The sequence below is a fragment of the Trinickia sp. genome (assembly GCF_051953405.1).
In the GTDB taxonomy this organism is placed as follows: Bacteria; Pseudomonadota; Gammaproteobacteria; order Burkholderiales; family Burkholderiaceae; genus Trinickia.
The window spans coordinates 1-20847 of the sequence record NZ_JBQCIV010000027.1 but is presented as its reverse complement, the minus strand read 5'-3'; the positions used below and the strand labels follow the sequence as shown (position 1 = coordinate 20847).

Genomic DNA, 20847 nt, shown 5'->3' with positions numbered 1-20847 from the left:
GAATTGCGCAGCTACAGCCCCAAAGCTGGTCTGCCCGCGCAGGTATGTCTTGACTACCCGCAGCTTGAATTCCTCGTCGTATTTCAACATGAACAACGCCCCAAAGGTTGGATTGATGTCCAACTTTTGGGGTGCACTTCACACCTGCTTTGCAGCGAAAGCAGCGAGCCCCGGCCAGTAAAAGCGGCCCTCCTTGTCGGTGCCCTCGTCGTTGAGGAATAGCAGTGCGTAGTTGCCCGCTGCGCGCTTCGCTCGCCTGACAGCATCCTCGATGAAGATCAGGCCAATCTCCCCGTCCACCTCCTCCCCCATCTTTTCCAGGGCTTCCATCTGCATGATCGACCACTGGTCCTCGCAGGTCACAATGCAAGTCACACAGTAGTTGGGCTCCTTGCTCGTCATCGCAAAACCAAGCTGCCGTCCTTTCACGCGAGGCAAATCGGATTCAAAGAACGCTATCGGCTTGGAACGTGTCGTGCTCATTGGAGGTGGGTTCCCATTGGTTGAGGTCGAAAAGGATTCAAACGTTAGGTCGAACGCGAAACCTTAGCCGCCAACAGGACGGAAATGCCTGGATAACCAAGAACTCAGACGAACAGAAGCACGACTCCCCACAGTCGAGCGTCCAAGGCGAGGTCTGGCCCAGCCAGTGGTAAAATCCCGGGTTCTCCCCTTGCTCCCGAATCCGCGCCTTCGAGCGCGATGCCCGATCATGTCCGATACCCGCGCCGAAACGCTGTTTGCCCTCACCGCCCTCTCGCCGCTCGACGGCCGCTACGCCGCCAAAACCGAAGCGCTGCGCGACTGGCTTTCCGAAGCCGCGTTCATGCGTCATCGCGTGACGGTCGAAGTCCATTGGCTCATCGCCCTGTCGCAAGCCGGCTTCGCCGAAATGCCGCGCTTCTCGGAAGCGGCCGAAACGTTCCTGCTCGATCTCGTTGCGCGGTTTTCCGCACACGATGCCGCACGCATCAAGGAAATCGAGCGCGTGACGAACCACGACGTCAAGGCCGTCGAATACTGGCTCAAGGAATCGGTCAAGGGTCACCCCGAACTCGAGCGCGCGAGCGAGTTCATCCATTTCGCCTGCACCTCGGAAGACATCAACAACACGTCGCACGGCCTCATGCTGGCCGGCGCACGCGAGCACGTGATCCTGCCGGCTTTGCGCTCGGTGCACGGCCGCCTCGTCGCGCTTGCGCACGCCCATGCGGAGCAGCCGATGCTCTCGCGCACGCACGGGCAGCCCGCGAGCCCGACGACGCTCGGCAAGGAAATCGCGAACGTGGCCGCCCGTCTCGCACGCGCGATCGATCGCATCGCCAAGGTGGAAATCCTCGGCAAGATGAACGGCGCGGTGGGCAACTACAACGCCCACCTGTCGGCCTATCCGAGCTTCGACTGGGAAACGTTCTCGCGCAACGTCATCGAACAGCGCCTGAAGCTCACGTTCAATCCGTACACCATCCAAATCGAACCGCACGACTACATGGCCGAGCTGTTCGATGCCTGCGCACGCGCCAATACGATCCTGCTCGATCTGGATCGCGACGTGTGGGGCTACATCTCGGTCGGTTATTTCAAGCAAAAGACGAAGGCCGGCGAAATCGGTTCGTCGACGATGCCGCACAAGGTCAATCCGATCGACTTCGAAAATTCGGAAGGCAACCTGGGCCTAGCTAATGCCACGTTGCGCCATCTGGCCGACAAGCTCCCGGTGTCGCGCTGGCAGCGCGATCTGACCGATTCCACCGTGCTGCGCAACATGGGCGTGGCGCTCGGCTACTCGCTGCTCGCCTATGACGCGCTGATCCGCGGCCTCGACAAGCTCGAAGTCAACCCGGCTCGCTTGAACGAAGATCTCGACGGTTGCTGGGAAGTGCTGGCCGAGCCCGTGCAAACGGTGATGCGCCGCTTCGGCATCGAAAATCCGTACGAACAGCTCAAGGAACTCACGCGCGGCAAGGGCATCACGCGCGAGGCGCTGCAGCAGTTCATCGCGACGCTCGCGATTCCCGACGATGCGAAAACGCTGCTCATGAACATGACGCCGGCTTCGTACACGGGCAAGGCCGTCGAATTGGCCAAGCGGATCGCTTAAGGGACATTGCGCCTCGAGAAAAGGGCGCGCGGGCATCGGCTCGCGCGCCCTTTTCATTTCTAGGGCCGAACGGCATGGCCTATCGCATATCGACGATGCGCTCGCCCCCAACGCCGACGGAGAATCGTCCCTATAATGCAGCGGAAGCCGGACGGCGATTCGAGGGCTTAGCATGCATCGCGCGACACACCCGACCTATCGGTTTTCCTTGCAAGATTATTCGGCCGCCGAACGCCTCGACGCATGGCGGGCGCAATATTCGGTCGCGGAATTCGCATTGTCCGGCCCGTTCGATTCGGCAGTCGATTATCGGTTTTGCGGCTATACGCTCGGCAACATCTCGGTAGGGAAATGGATCTATCGACAACCCTCCGCTGCGCGCGCCCCGCTCGCCTATACGTTGAATCGGACGATACCGTTGATTCGTCGGGACGGCCTGGATAGTTATTCGTTCAATCTGCGCAGCGGGGGAATGGTCCGCGGCAATATCGACGGCCGGGCGATACATGTCCAGCCGGGCGAGATTCTTGTCGTCGATCAGGCTCGTCCTTATCGGCGCGAGATTGAAGCCGGCGGTGCGATCACCTTGCTGGTTGTGCGCGATATGCTGCCCAATTTGCCGTCCGCGCTCCACGGCACCCTATTTCGCGGCGGCGTCAGTGCGCTGCTCGATGGCTACCTGTCGAGCCTACTCGAGCAAATCGAAACGATGTCGCCGCTCCAAGCGCGATATGCCGAGCAAGCCACGTTGAGCTTAGTCAAAGCGATGTTAAGCACGAGTACGCAAGACATTGCCAATGCACGCAACGAACTGCTTTCAACGCTTTACGTGAAGGCGAAAGAGTACATCGGCCGGAACCTGGAATCGGTGGAACTCTCTCCCGATCGAATCTGCAAGGACATCGGCATATCGCGCTCGAGCTTATACCGCCTATTCGAACAAGACGGCGGCGTCTCGCATTACATTCGGAAACGCCGTCTACGCGCGATTCGCCGCGCGCTGACGTCGCCCGAGAATGCACGCCATCGAATCGGCGATCTGGCATATCGCTACGGATTCCAGAGCAACTCGCAACTGAGCCGCGCGTTCAAGCAGGAATTCGGTCACGCGCCGAGCGAAACACGCGAGATCGCCCAACGCGAGCGGTCCCACGCACCCGTGCGCGCCGATGCCGACTACGGCAACTGGCTCGTGCAGCTGCGGTGAGACGGCCCCGGCACAACGCTTGACCGGGCGAAAAGAGACGCCGCATCAAGCGAACGCCTTCTCTGCAGCCGCGGTGTCCTCGAAGATTCGGTAATGACGGATCATCCCGCCTTCGATCCGGGCCACCGCCGCGAATTCGCTGGCGAACGTCTTGCCCGTCTCTCGCACCCGATGTTGCATATAGCCGTACGCGAACACGTGATCGCCCGCGTCCGCCCACTGACGAATCTCGAACCGCTCCGTTTCGAATAGCGTACTGAGGGCTGTCATGAGCCGCTCGACGCCTGCCTTGCCGACAAAGCGCCCATAAATCGGCAAATGCGCCGGACCTTGCGGCTCGAACACGGTAGCCTCGTTGATCAGCGATAGCGCGCCCGGCAAATCGCGAGCGCCAATCTTCGAAAAAAATTGTTGGAGTGGATTGAGGGCCATACGAAGCTCCGGAACGATAGTTGGCGAATCGGGATGGCCTTGGCCGGCTCCCGGTAGGAACACTGTATGAAACGCGAGAGTCCGATCGTTAGCGCTTGCGTCCCAATCGATCGCCGATTCGTGTCTTTCGATCGTCGGAACTCGTGTGCCGCGCCCGTCCCCTTGCGTTGGAATGGGCCGTCAATTCCCAGAGACGCGGCGACTAACCGGCGCACAGCCCCTTGGGTAGAGTGAATCGCATCGTCCACTCATGGCGAGCGATTCGCCACGGCCTGCTCTATGGATATCGAACAATCGATGCGGGCGACGCCCGTTTGCTCCGTGCCCGCACATACCGCGCTCACGCGCCCGGCGACGCTGTTGTTTGCCGCCACCGCGGGGTTCGCCGTGGCGAACACGTATTACGCACAACCGCTGCTCGATACATTGGCGCGGCAGTTCGATATCGCTCGCGCCGCCATTGGCGGGATCATGACCGTCACGAGCGCCTGCTATGGATTGGGGCTGACACTGCTCGTCCCGCTCGGCGACCGGTGGGACCGGCGCAGAATGATCCTGGCTCAGGTTGCCCTTAGCGCGATCGGGCTGCTAGCGATCGGGATCGCAACCCGCCCGTTCGCCCTATTCGCCGGCATGGCGCTGATCGGCTTTCTCGCCGTGCTCACCCAGGTGCTGGTATCGTTCGCGGCGGCATTGGCGGCGCCCAGCGAGCGCGGCCAGGCCGTCGGAACGGTGACGAGCGGCATCGTCCTCGGGATCCTGCTGGCTCGCACGTTCTCGGGCGCCATCGCGGATCTCGCGGGCTGGCGCGCCGTGTATTTCACATCGGCCGGCGTCATGCTCGTGCTCTACGTCGTACTCTCGCGCGTGCTTCCCCACTCCACCGGCACGCGTTCGCGCGAATCTTACGCTCGCCTGATCGGGTCTACGTTCGCGCTGTTGTCGCAAGAACGGATATTGCGCATCCGCGCGTGCATCGCCTTTTTGCATTTCGCCGCCGCAATGACGCTTTGGACGCCGATGGCGCTTGCGCTCAGCGCACCGCCCCATTCGCTGTCGCATACCGAAATCGGACTATTCGGCCTAGCCGGGGCCGCGGGCGCACTCGGCGCCGCCCGCGCCGGCCGGCTCTCGGATCGCGACCGCGGAGAATGGACATCGGGCGCCGGCCTGTCGCTCATGCTTATCTCATGGCTGCCGACGGCACTGCTCGCACACTCGCTAATCGCGCTCGCAGTCGGCGTCATCGGATTCGATTTGGGATTGCAAGCGGTACACGTGACCAATCAAACATTGATCTATGCCGTACGCCCCGAGGCCCGCAGTCGCCTGACCGCGGCCTATATGCTCCTATACGCTGCCGGCTGCGGCACGGGTTCGGCTGCCGCGACCTTCGCGTTCGCTCGCTTCGGCTGGGGCGGCGTTTGCACGCTCGGCGCCGCAATCAGTGCCGGCGCGCTCGCAGTTTGGTATGCGACATTGCGGCGGCGCGCATGAAGCCCGATTGGCCCGCGATGATCCGACAGCGCAATCGCATAGCCCTTATGCCATCAACGCCATCCACGCCGACAACGCCATCAAGCGGCGAGCGGCGCCGACCGGCAAAGCCCCAACGAACGCGGCGAGCCCATCGCACGGTGCCTAGCCGAGGGCGGCGACGACCTCGTCGACGATCGCCTCGGGCGACAGTTCGATCCCGACGGTGATCGCTTCATCCATGCTGGGCTCCTCCAGCGTGTCGAGCTGGCTTTGCAGCAGCGCCGGATTGAAGAAGTGCCGGCCGCGCGTCGCAAGGCGTTCGTGCAGCAACTCGAACGATCCTTTCAAGTACACGAACCGCACGATCCCGTCGCCCTGCGCACCGCCGCGCAGGACATCGCGATAGGCGCGCTTGAGCGAGGAGCAGCCAACGACGAGCGAGCCCCCCGCACGCACTTTGGCTTCGATCGCCGCGCGAATGGCGGCAAGCCAAGGCCAGCGGTCGTCGTCCGTGAGCGCGATGCCTTGCGCCATCTTTTCCTTGTTCGCGGCGCTGTGGAACTCGTCGCCATCCACGAAGCTGCAGCCCAGGCGTTCGGCGAGCAGCTCGCCGATACGCGTCTTGCCGGCGCCCGAGACGCCCATCACGATCACAATCATTGCCGTTCCTATAAGACCGTCGCGAGCGCGAAGGTCAGGCCGAGGCCGAGCAGCGAAATAATCGTCTCGCAGAGCGACCACGTCTTAAAGGTCTGCCCGACCGTCATGCCGAAATACTCTTTGATCAACCAAAAGCCGCCATCGTTCACGTGCGAGAAAATCAGCGAACCCGAGCCCGTCGCCAACACGAGCAATTCGGGCCGAACGTGAATCGCGCCGGCCTTGGCGATCGGCGCCACGATCCCACAAGCTGTCGTCATGGCAACGGTTGCCGACCCGGTCGCCAAGCGAATCAGCGCAGCCACGAACCAGCCGAACAGCAACGGCGAAAGGTGCGCCTGCGTAGCGACAGCGACGATCTGCTGCGAGATTCCGCTATCGCGCAGCACCCCGCCGAAGCCGCCGCCGGCCCCGACGATCAACGTGATGCCGGCGATCGGCGCCAGGCAGTCGCCGCAAAATTTTTGAATCTGCTCGCGTGTGAAGCCGCGTTGCGCGCCGAACGTCCAGAAGCTGACGAGCACCGAGATCAGCAAGGCGACATCGGAATTACCGACGAACCGCAACAAATCGTTCGGAACGGACTTCGGCGCGAAGACGAGATCGGCCCAACTCCCGACGAGCATTAGAATCACCGGCAGCAAAATCGTGAACAGCGTGATGCCGAAGCTGGGGAGTTCGCGCCGGCCCTTGGCGGCGCCATCGTCCGATTCGATGAATTGCGCGGCGAGCGGATTGGTCTCGGGCAGCTTGACGTAGCGATGCACCAGTAGCGCGAACAGCGGGCCCGCGACGATCGCCGTCGGTATACCGACGATGAGACCATACGCGATCGTCTTGCCGATATCGGCGCCATACGCCTGCACGGCCAACAGCGCGGCTGGGTGCGGCGGGATCAAACCGTGTACGACCGAGAGACCGGCGACCATCGGCAAGCCGATCAGCAGGAGCGATTTGCCGGTCCGCTTGGCGACGTTGAAGGCGATCGGGATCAAGAGCACGAAGCCGACTTCGAAGAAGACCGGCAAGCCCACGATGATCGCCACGAACATCATCGCCCAATGAATGTGCTTTTCGCCGAACCAGCGAATCAGCGTCGTCGCGACTTGCTCCGCGCCGCCGGATTCGGCCATCATTTTGCCGAGCATGGTACCGAGCCCGACGACGATCGCGATATGGCCTAGCGTGCCGCCGTTGCCGGCTTCGAACGACTTGACGATGTTGCCCGCCGGCATGCCGGCAGCGAGCCCCAGCAGCAAGGAAACGACAATGAGGACCAGAAACGGGTAGACCTTGTACCGCGCGATCAGCAAGATGAGCGCCGCAATCGCGATCAATGCGTAAAGCAGCAACAGGCCGCCGTGGACCGATCCCATGAAATGTCTCCTTTACTTGTTTTGAAACGAGGGGAGAGGGATGCGTGTGCGGGCAGCGTCGACACCACTGGCACGACCTGCGCACGCCAAGTGTCCTGAGTTCGGCGTTCGCTCGAGTATTCAGCGAACGCTCAACTCAGGAGACTAGTCGCTGCATTTTAGTCGGCGTTGCGTGCTCTCGATAGAACCGGTTTCATTTACCCAAACTTGCACCTCGGGCGAGGGAGATTGGCGTGCGGCGCGATCGGCCGCGCAGCTGCGAGCACAACTGCCAAGCGGCGACGGCGAGGCCCGCGCCGCCGCAGCGCCGGAGCAAACCGGCGCTGCGGATCGACGCATTAATGCTGATGAGCGGCGAGTTCGGACGCGGCGCGCGCGAGACGGGTCACCTCGTCCCAGTTTTTGGCGGCCAGTGCCGCTTTGGGCGTCAACCAGGACCCCCCGACGCACACGACGTTCGGCAACGCGAGAAAGCTCGGTGCCGTTTCGGTGGTAATGCCGCCCGTCGGACAGAACTTGAGGGTCGGGAACGGGCCGTACAGCGCCTGCAGCATCGGAATGCCGCCCGCTTGCTGCGCCGGGAAAAACTTGACCGTCTCGTAGCCGAGTTCGAGCGCGAGCAGGATGTCGCTGGGCGTCATGACGCCCGGCAATAGCGGCAAGCCGGCGTCTTGCGCCGCCTTGTGAATATCCTTGGTGAGGCCGGGCGACACGCCGAACTGCGCGCCCGCCTTCTTGGCCTGCTCGCAGTGCTCGGGCTTCGTGATCGTCCCGACGCCCACGACGATATCGGGCGACAGGCGAGCCGCACGCTCGATCGCGCCGATACCGGCCGGTGTGCGCAGCGTGATTTCGAGCACTTTGACGCCGCCCTCATGAAGCGCGCGCGAGACGTTTTCGCCTTGCTCGACCGTCTCGAAGGCCAGCACCGGAATGACGGGACCGAGGCGGACGATGTCTTCAACCTTTTTCATGCCGGACTCCTTATTGCTTGATTGCATGGATCTGACGCTCGGCCTGCTCGCCCACGAGCGGCCCGAACACCGAGGCGCCCATTTCGGCCGGCGCGGCGGCCGCTCGAAAGACGCCGAACAATTCGCGGCCGAAGCCGACTTCGTTTTCCGCTTGATGCTTGGGTGCTTCGACGGGGCGCGCGTTCCATTCGTTTGCGTCGATTTCGACGTCGAGTACGCCCCGGTCGGCATCGATGACGATCGTATCGCCGTCGCGCACTTTGCCGAGGGGCCCGGCCAGCAGCGCTTCAGGCGAAACATGGATCACGGCGGGCACCTTACCCGAGGCGCCCGACATGCGCCCATCGGTCACGAGCGCGACGTGAAAGCCTTGGTCTTGCAACACGCCGAGCAGCGGCGTCAGGCGATGCAATTCGGGCATGCCGTTCGCGCGGGCGCCTTGGAAGCGCACCACGGCGACGAAATCGCGCTTGAGTTCGCCCTTGTCGAACGCGGCTTGCACGGCTTCTTGCGAATCGAACACGAGCGCTTGCGCGCGCACCATGCGATGTTCGGGCGCGACCGCGGAGATCTTGATGACGCCGCGGCCCAGCTTGCCCTGCATGAGCCGCAGGCCGCCGTCGGGCTGGAACGGATCGCCGATCGGCCGCAGTACCTTTGCGTCGCCGCTTTGTTCGGGCCCGGGCACCCAGGCGAGCTGGCCGTCGACGAGGCGCGGCTCTTCCGTGTACCGGCCGAGCCCCTTGCCCATGACCGTCGTGACATCGTCGTGCAACAAGCCGCCTTCGAGCAAATTGCGGATCAGGAATGCCATGCCGCCAGCCGCGTGGTAGTGATTCACGTCGGCCTTGCCGTTCGGATAGATCTTCGCGAGCAGCGGCACGGCTTGCGACAGCGCGTCGAAATCGTCCCAGTCGATGAGGATGCCGGCCGCGCGCGCGATCGCCACGAGGTGCAGCGTGTGATTGGTCGATCCGCCCGTCGCGAGCAGCGCGACGATACCGTTGACGACCGCCTTTTCGTCGACGACATGGCCGATCGGCGTGTATTGCCCGCGCTCGACGGTGAGATCGAGCACGCGGCGCGCGGCCGCGGCGGTCAGTGCGTCGCGCAGCGGCGTATGCGGATGCACGAACGCCGAGCCCGGCAAATGCAGCCCCATGACTTCCATGAGCATTTGATTGCTGTTCGCGGTGCCGTAGAACGTGCACGTGCCGTGCCCGTGGTAGGCCGCCGATTCGGCTTCGAGCAAAGCGTCGCGCCCGACTTGGCCCGTGGCGAACTGCTGGCGGATTTTGGCTTTCTCGTCGTTCGACAGCCCGCTCGTCATCGGGCCGGCCGGCACGAAGATCGTCGGCAGATGGCCGAACTGCAGGGCGCCGATCAACAGGCCCGGCACGATCTTGTCGCACACGCCGAGGCACAAGGCGGCATCGAACATGTTGTGCGTGAGCGCGACGGCCGTGCTCATCGCAATGACCTCGCGCGAGAACAACGACAATTCCATGCCGGCATTGCCTTGTGTGATGCCGTCGCACATCGCCGGCACGCCGCCCGCGAATTGGGCGACGCCGCCGCTTTCGCGCGCGGCCCGTTTGATGACGTCGGGGAAATCCTTATACGGTGCGTGGGCCGAGAGCATCTCGTTGTAGGCGGAGACGATGCCGATGTTCGGCTCGCGCATCGCCTTGATCGCAAGCTTGTCGTTGCCTTCGAGACCGGCGAAGCCGTGGGCGAGATTGGCGCACGAGAGGACACCGCGAGCCGGGAACCGCCCTTGCGCGGCATCGATCCGCGCAAGATAGGCCGAGCGGGAGGGACGGCTGCGCTCGACGATGCGGCGCGTAACTTCGGTCAGCGTGGGGTGCGGCGATACCATGGGGAAACGCTCCTCCAGAAAGACGGCGAACGAACGCCGATCGGGTGGCGCGTGGCAGCGCGAGGCCACTCAGCGCGATTTTGGGAGCCAAGTTTAGTAGAAAAACTACATGACAGCAATGCTGGTCGACCTCAATTGCCGCCTAACCGATTACGGACATACCCCATAAGTACCGAAGGATTGCGGCACATCGGTAGCAAATACATGTAGATTTTCTACACGTCGGCCGTCATACTACCGCCATCGATAGAACACGATACACCCGGTCGCCGGGTTTTCCGAGATGCTGACTCGAATCGAATCGATGCGCGCGCAGTTGCGCCCGTCGGAACGCAAATTGGCCGACTACGTGCTCGACGCCCCGCGCGAGGTGCTCGATTTGGCGATGACCGACCTCGCCGAGCGCGTGGGGGTGAGCCAACCGACGATTGCACGGTTTTGCCAAGCGCTGGGCTGCGGCGGCTTCCGCGAATTCAAGATCCGGCTTGCGCAGAGCATCGCGCCGGGACTGCCTTCCGTCTATCGCGACGTCCGGCCCGACGAGCCGGCGCCGGGGGTGGTCGCCAAGGTATTCGACCGGACGATCGGCGCGTTGATCGAAGTGAGGAACAGCTTGTCGGCGCATAGCGTCGCCAAGGCGATCGACATGTTGTCGCGCGCGTCGCGCATCGAGTTTTACGGCGCGGGCGGCTCCGGCATCGCAGCCCAGGACATCCAGCACAAATTCTTCCGCCTCGGCATCCCGAGCGTGGCGTATGCCGATCCGCATACGTACACGATGTCGGCGGCGTTGCTCGGCGAAGGGGATGTGGTGGTCGCGATCTCGAATACGGGGCGCACGCGCGATATCGTCGAAGCGGCGCGCTCGGCGCTGGCGTGCGGCGCGAAAGTCATTGCGATCACGCACAGCAGCTCGCCGCTCGCGCAGTTGGCGACGGTCAGCCTCTTCGCCAACATCGCCGAAGAGACGGATATCTTTTCGCCGATGACCTCTCGCGTCTCGCATCTCGCCATCGGCGACATTCTCGCCGTAGGCGTTGCGCTCGCGCGCGGTCCCGAACTCGTCGACAAGCTCGGGCGAGCCAAGAAGGCAATCACGCAGCGGCGGATCGAACCCTCGCTGCGGGAAGCCGACGAGGACTAGGACGAGGACTCGGGCGCGAACCGGCCCTAAAACGGCTTGACGACGACGAGCGCCACGGCCGCGATGAGGCCGAGCACGGGCAGCTCGTTGAAAAAGCGATACCAGCGATCGGAGCGACGGTTCTCGCCTCGCTCGAACGCCGTCAGCAGGCGGCCGCAATAGGCGTGGTAGGCGATCAGCAACACGACGACGCCGAGCTTCGCATGAAGCCAGCCCTGCCCCTGGCCGATACCGTAGCCGAGCCAGAGCCCGAGCCCGCAAGCCAGCGCCACGACGGCGATCACCGACATGAAGCGGTAGAGCTTGCGCGCCATCGTCAACAGCCGAGCGACGGCGGCCGGCTCCTGCTCCATGGCGAGGTTGACGAAAATGCGGGGCAGATAGAACAGCCCCGCAAACCAAGAGGCCACAAAAACGATGTGAAAGGTTTTGAGCCAGAGCATCGGTATGAGGGGGTCCTGCGTTTGGGTGGGTTCGTATCGAACCGAATTGAATCGACCTGAACGGTACGGCACAGGAGCCCACGCGGGCCCCTTCGCCGTTGGCGGCGCAGGCTTACCGCCGCTTACCGCCGCTTACCGCCACCTATTGCCGCACTTCGCCGTGCCCGAGCACGACGTATTTGAGCGACGTGAGCCCTTCCAATCCCACGGGCCCACGTGCATGCAGCTTGTCGTTCGAAATGCCGATTTCGGCGCCGAGCCCATATTCGAAGCCGTCCGCGAAACGCGTCGACGCGTTCACCATCACGCTCGCCGAATCGACTTCGCGCAAAAAGCGCATGGCACGGTCGTGGTCTTCGGTCACGATCGCGTCGGTGTGCGCGGAGCCGTACGTATTGATGTGCTCGATCGCCGCATCGATCCCGTCGACCACCTTGATCGCCAGCACCGGCGCGAGATATTCGGTACGCCAATCTTCCTCGGTGGCATCGACGAGGGCGAGCGCGGGCGCGTCGCTGTCCCAAGGCGCCGCTTCGAGCGCCGCGCGCGCTTGCGCGTCGACCCGCAATTCGACCCCCTTGTCGCGATACACGCGCGCAAGCGGCGGCAACGCGGCACGAGCAATCCCGCGCGCGACGAGCAACGTCTCCATCGTATTGCAGGTGCCGTAGCGGTGCGTTTTCGCGTTATCGCACACGGCCAGCGCTTTGCACAAATCGGCACGATCGTCGATGTAGACGTGGCAAATACCGTCCAGGTGCTTGATCATCGGCACCCGCGCTTCTTCCATCAGCCGGGCGATGAGGCTCTTGCCGCCTCGCGGCACGATTACGTCGACGTACTCGGTCATCGTGACGAGCTTGCCGACCGCCGCACGATCGGCCGTCTCGACCACTTGCACCGCATCGCGCGGCAAGCCCGCTTGCGCGAGCCCTTCGCCGATCAGCGCGGCAAGCGCCGCGTTCGACGCCAACGCTTCGGAGCCGCCGCGCAAAATCGCCGCGTTGCCCGACTTCAGGCAGAGCGCCGCAGCGTCGATCGTCACATTCGGCCGCGATTCGTAGATGATGCCGATCACGCCCAGCGGAACGCGCATGCGGCCGACCTGAATGCCGCTCGGCCGATACTTGAGGTTGTCGATCTCGCCGATCGGATCGGAGAGCGCCGCGACTTGGCGCAGCCCTTCGATCATCGTCGCGAGCGCCTTATCCGACAGCGTCAATCGATCGACGAAGGCGGCGTCCATCCCTTTCTCGCGCGCCTTGGCGACATCGCGCGCGTTCGCCTCTTTGAGTACGTTGCGATCGCGTTCGATCGCGCACGCGATCGCTTCGAGCGCTTCGTTCTTGGCCGCCGTGGCGGCACGCGCCATTGCGCGAGAAGCGGCGCGCGCACGGCGGCCGATCGCGGTCATGTATTCGTCGATTTCCATCATCAATTCCATTCGTGGCGCTCGCAGCGCTTTCGTGCGGCACGGTGTGGCGATGGGCCACGGCCAGCGTTTCGATTGTAAATCGTCAGACGCGGCTCGCGCGTGCGCTACCGCGCTTGCCCGGCGCCGCGACGAGCGCAGCGAGTTCGAACAAGCCTTCCCATGGATCGGGCGGCAAGGCCGTGCGCAAGCGGCTGGTCGGCACGGTGCCCGTCAACCCCTTCACCTGCCGGTCGAGCGCCGCGGCGAGCGCGAGACCCTCCTCGAGCAGCGGTTCCGTGACGCGCTGCAGCGCGGGGCCGACGAGCCGCTCGCGCGGCCCCCACACGCGATTTTCGCGCAACAGCGTCGCGAGCGGTTTGCCGGCCGCCGCGCCGCGTTTAATTTTCAGCAGCGTTCGAAGCTCTTCCGTCAGCGCCCACAGCACGAGCACCGCGGCTTCGCCTTCGCCCTTCAGGCCATCGAGCATCCGCGACAGCCGGCCGACGTCGCCGGCAAGCATCGCCTCGTTCAACTTGAAAACGTCATAGCGGGCGACGTTGAGCACGGCGTCGTGCACTTGCTCGAACGTCAACACGCCCTGCGGATAAAGCAAGCCAAGCTTCTGAATCTCTTGGTGAGCCGCGAGCAAATTGCCTTCGACGCGCTCCGCGACGAATTGCAGCGCCCGCCGCCCCTCTTCCCCTGGCGCGACACGCTGGCCTTGCTGAGCCAGCCGCTGGGCGACCCAATTGGGCAATTGCGCCCGCTCGACCGGATCGATCCGCAGCGAGACGCCGCGCTCGGCCAGCGCCGTGAACCAGCCCGATTTTTGCGTCGCGGCATCGAGGCGCGGGAGCGTCACGAGCGTCAAGACGTCGGGGTTGTCCGCGGCGGCCAGCAATTTGAGCGCGTCGGCGCCTTCCTTGCCCGGCTTACCCGAGGGAATGCGCAATTCGATTAGTTGGCGCTCGCCGAACAACGACATCGATTGCGTTGCACCCAGCAGCGAACTCCAATCGAAGCTGCGCTCGACCGTAAACACGTTGCGTTCGGTGAACCCGGCCGCGCGCGCCGCGGCACGGATCCGGTCGCACGCTTCCTGCGCGAGCAGATGCTCGTCGCCATAGACGACGTACAAGCCGGCAAGACTTTTCGTCAGATGGGCGTCGAGCGCGTCGAGTCGCAATTGCATGGGCGGCGGTTCGTTCGGGGCCGAAGGGCGATCAAAGCGGCGGCGGCGGCAACGGCGCGCGCGGCGAGACGCCCGGCGTTTGCTGCCCCGGCGCCGGATGCAACGAATGGACCGTCGCTAACCGGCGCGTCAGCTGATCGACCGCGTCGTTTTGCATGTCCGCGTACAACAGCTCCGACTCCTGCCCTTTCGCCAGCGCGTAGGTCACGCTGTACGTCATGGCCCGGTTCAGCGCGATCGAGCTGGGCGGAATCAACACGGTGCCATCGGCGCTCGCGAGCGAGTAATTGAGCGAGTACGTCAGCGCATATTCCTCGGCGGCGCCGGCCAAGTTCAGCGTCAACACCGACTGCCCCCGCCCTTCGCTGACCGTGAGAACGGCATCGGCGTTCGAAGGCGAATCGACGACGACCGTATCGCTTCCGCCCTCGATCATCCGCGTGAGACGCGCGGCGACGACCGGCGGCGCGCCCACGATCGCGAGCCGCTTGAAGGCATAGTCCTGCTGGCCGCGCAGCTGAAAGCCGCACGCGGCGAGCAGGGTCGTGCTACACACGAGCGCTAAAAACGCTCGGCGAATCACAGTGACTCCTTGATTGAATCGGCGCGGCACGCTCGGTGCCGCGCGCTGCGCCGTTAGACGACAACGTTCACGAGGCGGCCCGGCACGACCACGATCTTCTTCGGGCTCTTGCCTTCGCTGAACCGCACGAACATCTCGTGAGCGAGCGCTTGCGCCTCGATCGCTTCGCGCGAGGCATCCTTGGCGATCGTCAGCGAGCCGCGAACCTTGCCGTTCACTTGCAGCACGAGTTCGATCTCGGCCTGTTCGAGCGCTTGCTCGTCGACCTTCGGCCACGGTGCGTCGAGCAGCGAGCCGAATTCGTCGACGAAGCCGAGCGTTTGCCAGAGCGCATGCGTGATGTGCGGCACCACCGGGTAGAGCACGCGCAGCAAAACGCCATAGCATTCGCGCAGGACGCTCGGCCGTGCGAGCTTGGCGTCGTCGAGCGCGTTGAGCATCTTCATCGCGGCGGAGACGACCGTGTTGTACTGCAAACGCTGGTAGTCGAAATCGGCTTGCTTCAGCACGCTATAGATTTCGCGGCGCAACGCTTTGTCGGTCTGCGCGAGCTTGGCCGGATCGAACGTCTCGCGCGCCACGAGTTCGGCTTGATTGGCGTGGCCGAACGCCCACACCCGGCGCAGGAACCGGCTCGCGCCCTCGACGCCCGAGCCCGACCATTCGAGTTGCTGCTCGGGCGGCGCCGCGAACATCGTGAACAGGCGCGCCGTGTCGGCACCGTACTGATCGATCAGCAGTTGCGGATCGACGCCGTTGTTCTTCGACTTCGCCATCTTCTCGATGCCGCCCAGCACGACAGGTTGCCCATCGGTATTGAGCGTTGCGCCCATGGGGCGCCCCTTGTCGTCGTGCACGACGGTGACGTCGGCCGGGTTGTACCAAGTCTTCTTGCCCGTGGCGTCTTCGCGATAGAACGTCTCGTTCAGGACCATGCCCTGCGTGAGCAGGTTCTTCGCGGGCTCGCCGAACTTCACGAGCCCCATGTCGCGCATCACCTTCGTCCAGAAGCGCGAATAGAGCAAATGCAAGATCGCGTGCTCGATGCCGCCGATGTATTGGTCCATCGGCATCCAGTAATCGGTGCGCGCGTCGACCATCGTCTCCGCGTCGGGGCACGTGTAGCGCGAGAAGTACCACGACGAATCGACGAACGTATCCATCGTGTCCGTCTCGCGCTTGGCGGGCGCACCGCACTTCGGGCAAGCGCAGTTCACGAATGCAGCCGACTTCGCGAGCGGGTTGCCCGTGCCGTCCGGCACGAGATCCTCGGGAAGCACGACGGGCAAATCTTGCTCCGGCACCGGTACGTCGCCGCAGGCCGCGCAATGGATGATCGGGATCGGCGTGCCCCAGTAGCGCTGGCGCGAAATACCCCAGTCGCGCAGACGCCAGGTGACTTGTTTGTCGCCGAAGCCGAGCGCTTTCAGATCGGCCGCGACGGCGTCGACGGCTTGCTCGTAGCCCATGCCGTCGTAGCGCCCGCTGTCGACGCAGGCAACGCCGTCCTTCTCGCCGTACCACGCTTGCCACGCATCGAGCGAATACTCGCAGCCGGCCTTCGCAATCACCTGCTTGATCGGCAGGCCATATTTCTTCGCGAACGCGAAGTCGCGCTCGTCGTGCGCGGGCACGCCCATGACGGCGCCTTCGCCGTAGCTCATCAGCACGTAGTTGCCGATCCACACTTCGACTTGGGCTTGCGTGAGCGGGTGCGTCACGTAAAAGCCCGTTGCCATGCCCTTCTTTTCCATCGTCGCGATCTCGGCCTCGGCCACGCCGCCGTGCCGGCATTCGTCGATGAATGCTTGAAGGTCGGGCTTGCCTTGCGCCAAGCGCGCCGCCAACGGATGCTCAGCCGCGATCGCGCAGAACGTCACGCCCATGATGGTATCGGCGCGCGTCGTGAACACGCGCAGCAGCTTGCGTTCGCCGTCGAGTTCGTACGGGAAGCCTAAGTTCACGCCGTAGCTCTTACCGATCCAGTTCTGCTGCATCACCTTGACGCGCTCGGGCCAGCCGAGACCGTCGAGATCGTTCAGCAGTTCGTCGGCGTACTGGGTGATCCGCATGTAGTACATCGGGATCTCGCGCTTTTCGACGAGCGCGCCCGAGCGCCAGCCGCGGCCGTCGATGACCTGCTCGTTCGCGAGCACCGTCTGATCGATGGGATCCCAATTCACCGTACCCGTTTTCTTGTACACGATGCCCTTTTCGAGCATCTTCAAGAACAGCCACTGATTCCACTTGTAGTACTTCGGATCGCAGGTGGCGACTTCGCGCGACCAGTCGATCGCGAGGCCGATCGACTGCATCTGCCCCTTCATGTAGGCGATGTTGTCGTAAGTCCATTTCGCGGGCGGCACGCCGTTGGCCATGGCCGCGTTTTCGGCGGGCATGCCGAACGCGTCCCAGCCCATCGGCATCAACACGTTGTGACCGTTCATCCGCAGATAACGGTACATGACGTCGTTGATCGTGTAGTTGCGCACGTGGCCCATGTGCAGCTTGCCCGACGGATACGGCAGCATCGAGACGCAATAGAACTTCGGCTTGCCGGCGATTTCGGCCGTGCGGTAGGCGTTGGACGCGCGCCACTCTGCCTGGGCGGCGGCTTCGATGTCGGCGGGTAAATATTTTTCTTGCATGGCGGTGGTTCGGGCTGGGCTATCGTGGCGCCTTGCGATGCGGGCGCGGCGAAACGTCGAAATGCGTTCTCCCCGCAAAGGGGAAAACGTCGATTATACCGCCCGCGTGCACGCAAGCCGCATGCGGTTGCGGCGTGAGTGCGGTGCAGCTAGGGCTATGGCTTGCTGCCGGGCGCGGTCGGTGCGGCGCCCGAGCCCAGCGACGCGCCGGGACGCGGCGGCTCGGTCACGAAGCCGATTCGATCGACGCCCGCCTGCTGGGCCGCGCTCATCACCTGCGCAATGACGTCGTAGCGCGTGGCGCGCGATGCGCGCAAGTGAAGCTCGGGCGGCGGCACGGTCTTGCCCGCTTCGGCAAGCCGAGCGCGCAACGCGTCGAGCGCAAGCGGCTGGCCGTCCCAGTAAAGCCGGCCCGCGTCGTCGATCGACAGCGTGATCGTGTGCGGCGTTTGCGGCGCGGGCGCGGCAGCCGCCTTCGGCAAGTCGAGCCGAATCGCATGCGTCAATAGCGGCGCCGTAATGATGAAGATGACGAGCAACACGAGCATAACGTCGATCAGCGGCGTCATGTTGATGTCGGCCATCGGCGCGGCCGAGCGCTCTTTGTCGAATCCGCCGAATGCCATCATCGCCTCCTTGTTCGAACGGCCGCGCTCGCCCTATCGCCGACGTCAGGCGCGCGCCCGATGCGCCGGCTCGCCTGCCGGCGCATGCCCGGACGCACCGCCATGCCGATCGGACGAAGCGGGCGCCGCCGGAATATCCATGCCGGCCCCGCGCTCGGCCGCGCCCGGTGCGCAGACGTAGGCGTGCAGATCGTGCGCGAAGCCGTCCAACTCCTCGGAAAGCTGCCGCTGCATGCGGCCGAGCACGTTGTAGGCCAATACAGCGGGAATGGCGACGACGAGGCCGAACGCCGTCATGATCAGCGCTTCGCCGACGGGCCCCGCGACGTTCTCGATCATCGCTTGCCCGCTCGCGGCAATACTGCCGAGCGCGTGATAGATGCCCCACACGGTGCCAAGCAAGCCGACGAACGGCGCGGTACTGCCGATCGAGGCGAGCAGCACTTGGCCGAATTCGATCCGCCGCTGCGAAGCGAGCAGCGCCTCGCGCAAAGCGCGCAAAACGCGCTCGCTGCGCTCGACGCGCGCGAGCATGGCCGACGGAGCGTGAACTTCGGACGCCGCCAATGCCGCCAGCGCCAGCGGGACGAAGACATGCTCGCGATCCGTGCCGCGAAGCGCGAGCACCCCTTCGGACAAACTCGACGCTTGCCAGAACAGCGCGATGGCGCGCGGCCCTTGCCGCTTCGCGCGCCCGAGCATCCACCCTTTGACGATCAAAAAGCACCAGCTCGCGATCGACATGGCCAGCAGCACATAGGCGACACCGTGCGTGAGCGCGTCGCCCGATTGCAGGTAGTGAACGATGCCCGTGTTTTCCATGCGTATCCGAATCCCAAAGCGAGCACGATGCGCCGGCGTGCGCGGCCGCCTCAGCGCAGACCGAGCACGTCCTGCATGTCGAAAAGGCCCGCGCCGCGCGTGCCGAGAAAGTGAGCGGCCCGCAGCGCGCCCTGCGCATACGAGACGCGGCTTGCCGACTTGTGCGTGATCTCGATCCGCTCGCCCGTGCCGGCGAACAGCACCGTATGATCGCCGACGATATCGCCGCCGCGAATCGCCGAAAAACCGATGGTGGAGGGGTCGCGCTCGCCCGTCACGCCGTGGCGCTCGTAGACGGCGCAATCCTTCAAATCGCGGCCGAGCGCACCGGCGATCACTTCGCCCATCGCGAGCGCGGTGCCCGACGGCGCATCGACCTTATGACGATGGTGCGCCTCGATGATTTCGATGTCGTAGCCCGTGGCGAAATGCCGGGCGGCAAACTCGAGCAGCTTGAGCGTCACGTTCACGCCCACGCTCATGTTCGCGGCGAAGACGACCCCGGTTCGCTGGCCGGCCGCATGCACGGCCTGGCGCTGCGCCTCGGTCATGCCTGTGGTGCCGATCACGAGTTTCGTGCCGTGACGCAGCGCCGCCTCGATATGGGCCATCGTGCCTTCGGGGCGCGTGAAATCGATCAGGCAGTCGGCCTCGGCCATGACACGATCGATATCGTCGCTAAGCACGACGCCAGTGCGCTGCCCGAGAAACGCGCCGGCATCTTCGCCAAGCTGCGGCGAGCCCGCGCGATCGAGCGCACCGGCGAGCGTCGCGTCCGGATCGTTCAGGACGGCTTCGATCAGCATCCGACCCATCCGGCCCGATGCCCCTGCGATGGCGATCTTCATCGGCAACTTACCCCTTTCTTTTCAATGATCGGCCGACCATGCCAAGGCCGGCCAGCGGTGCCGACAAGCACCGTCAAAAAAACAAAAGGCGGGCGGCGCACCTTGCGCTCGGCCCGCCCGAAAGCCCGCCGGTGCTTCGATCGGCAGCGACGGCGCGTGAAAGAACGAGCGGTCAGCCGCCCGTGCTCGGCGAGCCCGGCTGGGCCGACGACACCGACTGTCCGTGCGTGCCGCCCACACTCGACTGCGTGCCCGCCGGGCCGACCGGATTGCTTTGGTCGGGCGAAGCGGGCTGCGGCTCGCGATGGAACTGGAACTGCGGCGTCGCGCTCGGCAAACCTTTCGACGGCGACGGCGTACCGGAGCGCACCGAGGGCTGTTGGGGCGTGGCGGGCACTTGGTTCGTCGCGCGGTTGGCGGCCTGCGCCGCTTCCGCGTTGGCCGCCTCGGTACCCTGCTCGCTCGTACCCGCTTGCGTGGCACCGCTGGCCGGCTGCTCCGCTACGGCGGCGCTCGACGAAGCCGCAGCCTCGCTCGAAGCCGGCACCGCGGCTTTCGCCTTCTTCTTCCCGTGCTTGTCGCCGTCGATATCGGCGAGCAATTCGAGTTCGGACGGCAGATCTTCGCCGCCCGCCCAACTCACGACACGATCGCCGTTGAAATTGACGATGAAATCGCGCTGCTGGACGACCGCGGTGGAACCGCGCTTGAAGTAGAAGACGTAATCCCAGCGCTCGTCATGGAACATATCCGTCAAGAGCGGCGTACCGAGCACCGACTTGACCTCGTCCCGAGTCATGCCCACGCGCATCTTCGAGGCGGCTTCCTTCGAGACGAAGTTGCCTTGCACGATGGTGATGCGATACGGCGTAATGCTCTGAGCGACGCGCTGCGTGAGGCTGTCGTAGGTCGAACATCCCGCAACGAGCGCAACCGTCGAGGCAGCGATCAACAGCTTGCGCACGTGACTCCCCCCGCGCTTCATAAGAAAATTTGGACTCATTTCACCCACCGTGCGG

At 64.2% G+C, this 20847-nt stretch carries 19 protein-coding genes; 4 read left to right on the top strand and 15 right to left on the bottom strand.

Annotated features, from left to right (window positions below):
- Positions 1 to 138 precede the first annotated feature (138 nt).
- Positions 139 to 483, bottom strand: coding sequence for a DUF2515 family protein (locus ACTHN9_RS04755; protein ID WP_440535596.1), 345 nt, complete (start codon positions 481 to 483; stop codon positions 139 to 141).
- Positions 484 to 712: 229 nt separating this feature from the next.
- Between ACTHN9_RS04755 and purB the strand changes: the two genes are divergently transcribed.
- Positions 713 to 2101, top strand: coding sequence for an adenylosuccinate lyase (purB, locus tag ACTHN9_RS04750; RefSeq protein ID WP_440535595.1), 1389 nt, complete (start codon positions 713 to 715; stop codon positions 2099 to 2101).
- A 172-nt stretch (positions 2102 to 2273) separates the two neighbouring features.
- Positions 2274 to 3308, top strand: a complete 1035-nt coding sequence (locus ACTHN9_RS04745) for a helix-turn-helix domain-containing protein (RefSeq protein ID WP_440535594.1) — start codon at positions 2274 to 2276, stop codon at positions 3306 to 3308.
- Between the two features lie 45 nt (positions 3309 to 3353).
- Here ACTHN9_RS04745 and ACTHN9_RS04740 read toward each other — a convergent pair whose 3' ends face one another.
- Positions 3354 to 3740, bottom strand: a complete 387-nt coding sequence (locus tag ACTHN9_RS04740; protein WP_440535593.1) for a nuclear transport factor 2 family protein — start codon at positions 3738 to 3740, stop codon at positions 3354 to 3356.
- Between the two features lie 279 nt (positions 3741 to 4019).
- Between ACTHN9_RS04740 and ACTHN9_RS04735 the strand changes: the two genes are divergently transcribed.
- A complete protein-coding gene (locus ACTHN9_RS04735) occupies positions 4020 to 5237 on the top strand; it encodes an MFS transporter (RefSeq protein ID WP_440535592.1) in 1218 nt (405 codons plus the stop codon).
- Between the two features lie 144 nt (positions 5238 to 5381).
- Here the strand turns inward: ACTHN9_RS04735 and ACTHN9_RS04730 are convergent, their stop codons facing one another.
- The 4 genes from ACTHN9_RS04730 to edd all read right to left on the bottom strand — a co-directional run bounded on the left by ACTHN9_RS04730 (position 5382) and on the right by edd (position 10108).
- Positions 5382 to 5879, bottom strand: a complete 498-nt coding sequence (locus ACTHN9_RS04730; protein WP_440535591.1) for a gluconokinase — start codon at positions 5877 to 5879, stop codon at positions 5382 to 5384.
- Positions 5880 to 5887: 8 nt separating this feature from the next.
- The gene (locus ACTHN9_RS04725; protein ID WP_440535590.1) at positions 5888 to 7255 is read right to left on the bottom strand and encodes a GntT/GntP/DsdX family permease; all 1368 of its coding nucleotides are present in this window, start codon (positions 7253 to 7255) and stop codon (positions 5888 to 5890) included.
- Positions 7256 to 7593: 338 nt separating this feature from the next.
- Positions 7594 to 8229: a bifunctional 4-hydroxy-2-oxoglutarate aldolase/2-dehydro-3-deoxy-phosphogluconate aldolase gene (locus ACTHN9_RS04720; protein ID WP_440535589.1), complete on the bottom strand. Its 636-nt coding sequence runs from the start codon at positions 8227 to 8229 to the stop codon at positions 7594 to 7596.
- 10 nt (positions 8230 to 8239) lie between these two features.
- Entirely contained in the window at positions 8240 to 10108 is a 1869-nt protein-coding gene (gene edd, locus ACTHN9_RS04715; RefSeq protein WP_440535588.1) for a phosphogluconate dehydratase, read from the bottom strand.
- 283 nt (positions 10109 to 10391) lie between these two features.
- On the opposite strand from edd, the gene ACTHN9_RS04710 reads away from it, so the two are divergent.
- Positions 10392 to 11252: a MurR/RpiR family transcriptional regulator gene (locus ACTHN9_RS04710; protein WP_440535587.1), complete on the top strand. Its 861-nt coding sequence runs from the start codon at positions 10392 to 10394 to the stop codon at positions 11250 to 11252.
- Positions 11253 to 11278: 26 nt separating this feature from the next.
- On the opposite strand, the gene ACTHN9_RS04705 is transcribed toward ACTHN9_RS04710, so the two are convergent.
- The 9 genes from ACTHN9_RS04705 to bamE form a co-directional block, all read right to left on the bottom strand.
- Entirely contained in the window at positions 11279 to 11695 is a 417-nt protein-coding gene (locus tag ACTHN9_RS04705) for a CopD family protein (protein WP_440535586.1), read from the bottom strand.
- A 142-nt stretch (positions 11696 to 11837) separates the two neighbouring features.
- Entirely contained in the window at positions 11838 to 13139 is a 1302-nt protein-coding gene (locus ACTHN9_RS04700; protein WP_440535585.1) for a glutamate-5-semialdehyde dehydrogenase, read from the bottom strand.
- Positions 13140 to 13212: 73 nt separating this feature from the next.
- Positions 13213 to 14301, bottom strand: a complete 1089-nt coding sequence (holA, locus tag ACTHN9_RS04695) for a DNA polymerase III subunit delta (protein WP_440535584.1) — start codon at positions 14299 to 14301, stop codon at positions 13213 to 13215.
- 31 nt (positions 14302 to 14332) lie between these two features.
- Positions 14333 to 14884 (bottom strand): LPS-assembly lipoprotein LptE, encoded by a 552-nt coding sequence (locus ACTHN9_RS04690; RefSeq protein ID WP_440535583.1) that lies wholly within the window; start codon positions 14882 to 14884, stop codon positions 14333 to 14335.
- A gap of 53 nt (positions 14885 to 14937) precedes the next feature.
- Positions 14938 to 17532 (bottom strand): leucine--tRNA ligase, encoded by a 2595-nt coding sequence (leuS, locus tag ACTHN9_RS04685; RefSeq protein ID WP_440535582.1) that lies wholly within the window; start codon positions 17530 to 17532, stop codon positions 14938 to 14940.
- A gap of 155 nt (positions 17533 to 17687) precedes the next feature.
- Complete coding sequence (locus ACTHN9_RS04680; protein WP_440535598.1) at positions 17688 to 18158, bottom strand: ExbD/TolR family protein; 471 nt, start codon at positions 18156 to 18158, stop codon at positions 17688 to 17690.
- A gap of 45 nt (positions 18159 to 18203) precedes the next feature.
- On the bottom strand, positions 18204 to 18980 hold the full coding sequence (locus tag ACTHN9_RS04675; protein ID WP_440535581.1) for a MotA/TolQ/ExbB proton channel family protein: 777 nt from the start codon (positions 18978 to 18980) through the stop codon (positions 18204 to 18206).
- Positions 18981 to 19030: 50 nt separating this feature from the next.
- The gene (dapB, locus tag ACTHN9_RS04670; protein ID WP_440535580.1) at positions 19031 to 19828 is read right to left on the bottom strand and encodes a 4-hydroxy-tetrahydrodipicolinate reductase; all 798 of its coding nucleotides are present in this window, start codon (positions 19826 to 19828) and stop codon (positions 19031 to 19033) included.
- A 172-nt stretch (positions 19829 to 20000) separates the two neighbouring features.
- Complete coding sequence (bamE, locus tag ACTHN9_RS04665; RefSeq protein ID WP_440535597.1) at positions 20001 to 20792, bottom strand: outer membrane protein assembly factor BamE domain-containing protein; 792 nt, start codon at positions 20790 to 20792, stop codon at positions 20001 to 20003.
- Positions 20793 to 20847 lie beyond the last annotated feature (55 nt).

Coding starts and splice junctions, on each gene's coding strand:
- ACTHN9_RS04755 (WP_440535596.1), bottom strand. CDS start 483: ATGAGCACGACACGTTCCAAGCCGATAGCGTTCTTTGAATCCGATTTG.
- purB (WP_440535595.1), top strand. CDS start 713: ATGTCCGATACCCGCGCCGAAACGCTGTTTGCCCTCACCGCCCTCTCG.
- ACTHN9_RS04745 (WP_440535594.1), top strand. CDS start 2,274: ATGCATCGCGCGACACACCCGACCTATCGGTTTTCCTTGCAAGATTAT.
- ACTHN9_RS04740 (WP_440535593.1), bottom strand. CDS start 3,740: ATGGCCCTCAATCCACTCCAACAATTTTTTTCGAAGATTGGCGCTCGC.
- ACTHN9_RS04735 (WP_440535592.1), top strand. CDS start 4,020: ATGGATATCGAACAATCGATGCGGGCGACGCCCGTTTGCTCCGTGCCC.
- ACTHN9_RS04730 (WP_440535591.1), bottom strand. CDS start 5,879: ATGATTGTGATCGTGATGGGCGTCTCGGGCGCCGGCAAGACGCGTATC.
- ACTHN9_RS04725 (WP_440535590.1), bottom strand. CDS start 7,255: ATGGGATCGGTCCACGGCGGCCTGTTGCTGCTTTACGCATTGATCGCG.
- ACTHN9_RS04720 (WP_440535589.1), bottom strand. CDS start 8,229: ATGAAAAAGGTTGAAGACATCGTCCGCCTCGGTCCCGTCATTCCGGTG.
- edd (WP_440535588.1), bottom strand. CDS start 10,108: ATGGTATCGCCGCACCCCACGCTGACCGAAGTTACGCGCCGCATCGTC.
- ACTHN9_RS04710 (WP_440535587.1), top strand. CDS start 10,392: ATGCTGACTCGAATCGAATCGATGCGCGCGCAGTTGCGCCCGTCGGAA.
- ACTHN9_RS04705 (WP_440535586.1), bottom strand. CDS start 11,695: ATGCTCTGGCTCAAAACCTTTCACATCGTTTTTGTGGCCTCTTGGTTT.
- ACTHN9_RS04700 (WP_440535585.1), bottom strand. CDS start 13,139: ATGGAATTGATGATGGAAATCGACGAATACATGACCGCGATCGGCCGC.
- holA (WP_440535584.1), bottom strand. CDS start 14,301: ATGCAATTGCGACTCGACGCGCTCGACGCCCATCTGACGAAAAGTCTT.
- leuS (WP_440535582.1), bottom strand. CDS start 17,532: ATGCAAGAAAAATATTTACCCGCCGACATCGAAGCCGCCGCCCAGGCA.
- ACTHN9_RS04680 (WP_440535598.1), bottom strand. CDS start 18,158: ATGGCATTCGGCGGATTCGACAAAGAGCGCTCGGCCGCGCCGATGGCC.
- ACTHN9_RS04675 (WP_440535581.1), bottom strand. CDS start 18,980: ATGGAAAACACGGGCATCGTTCACTACCTGCAATCGGGCGACGCGCTC.
- dapB (WP_440535580.1), bottom strand. CDS start 19,828: ATGAAGATCGCCATCGCAGGGGCATCGGGCCGGATGGGTCGGATGCTG.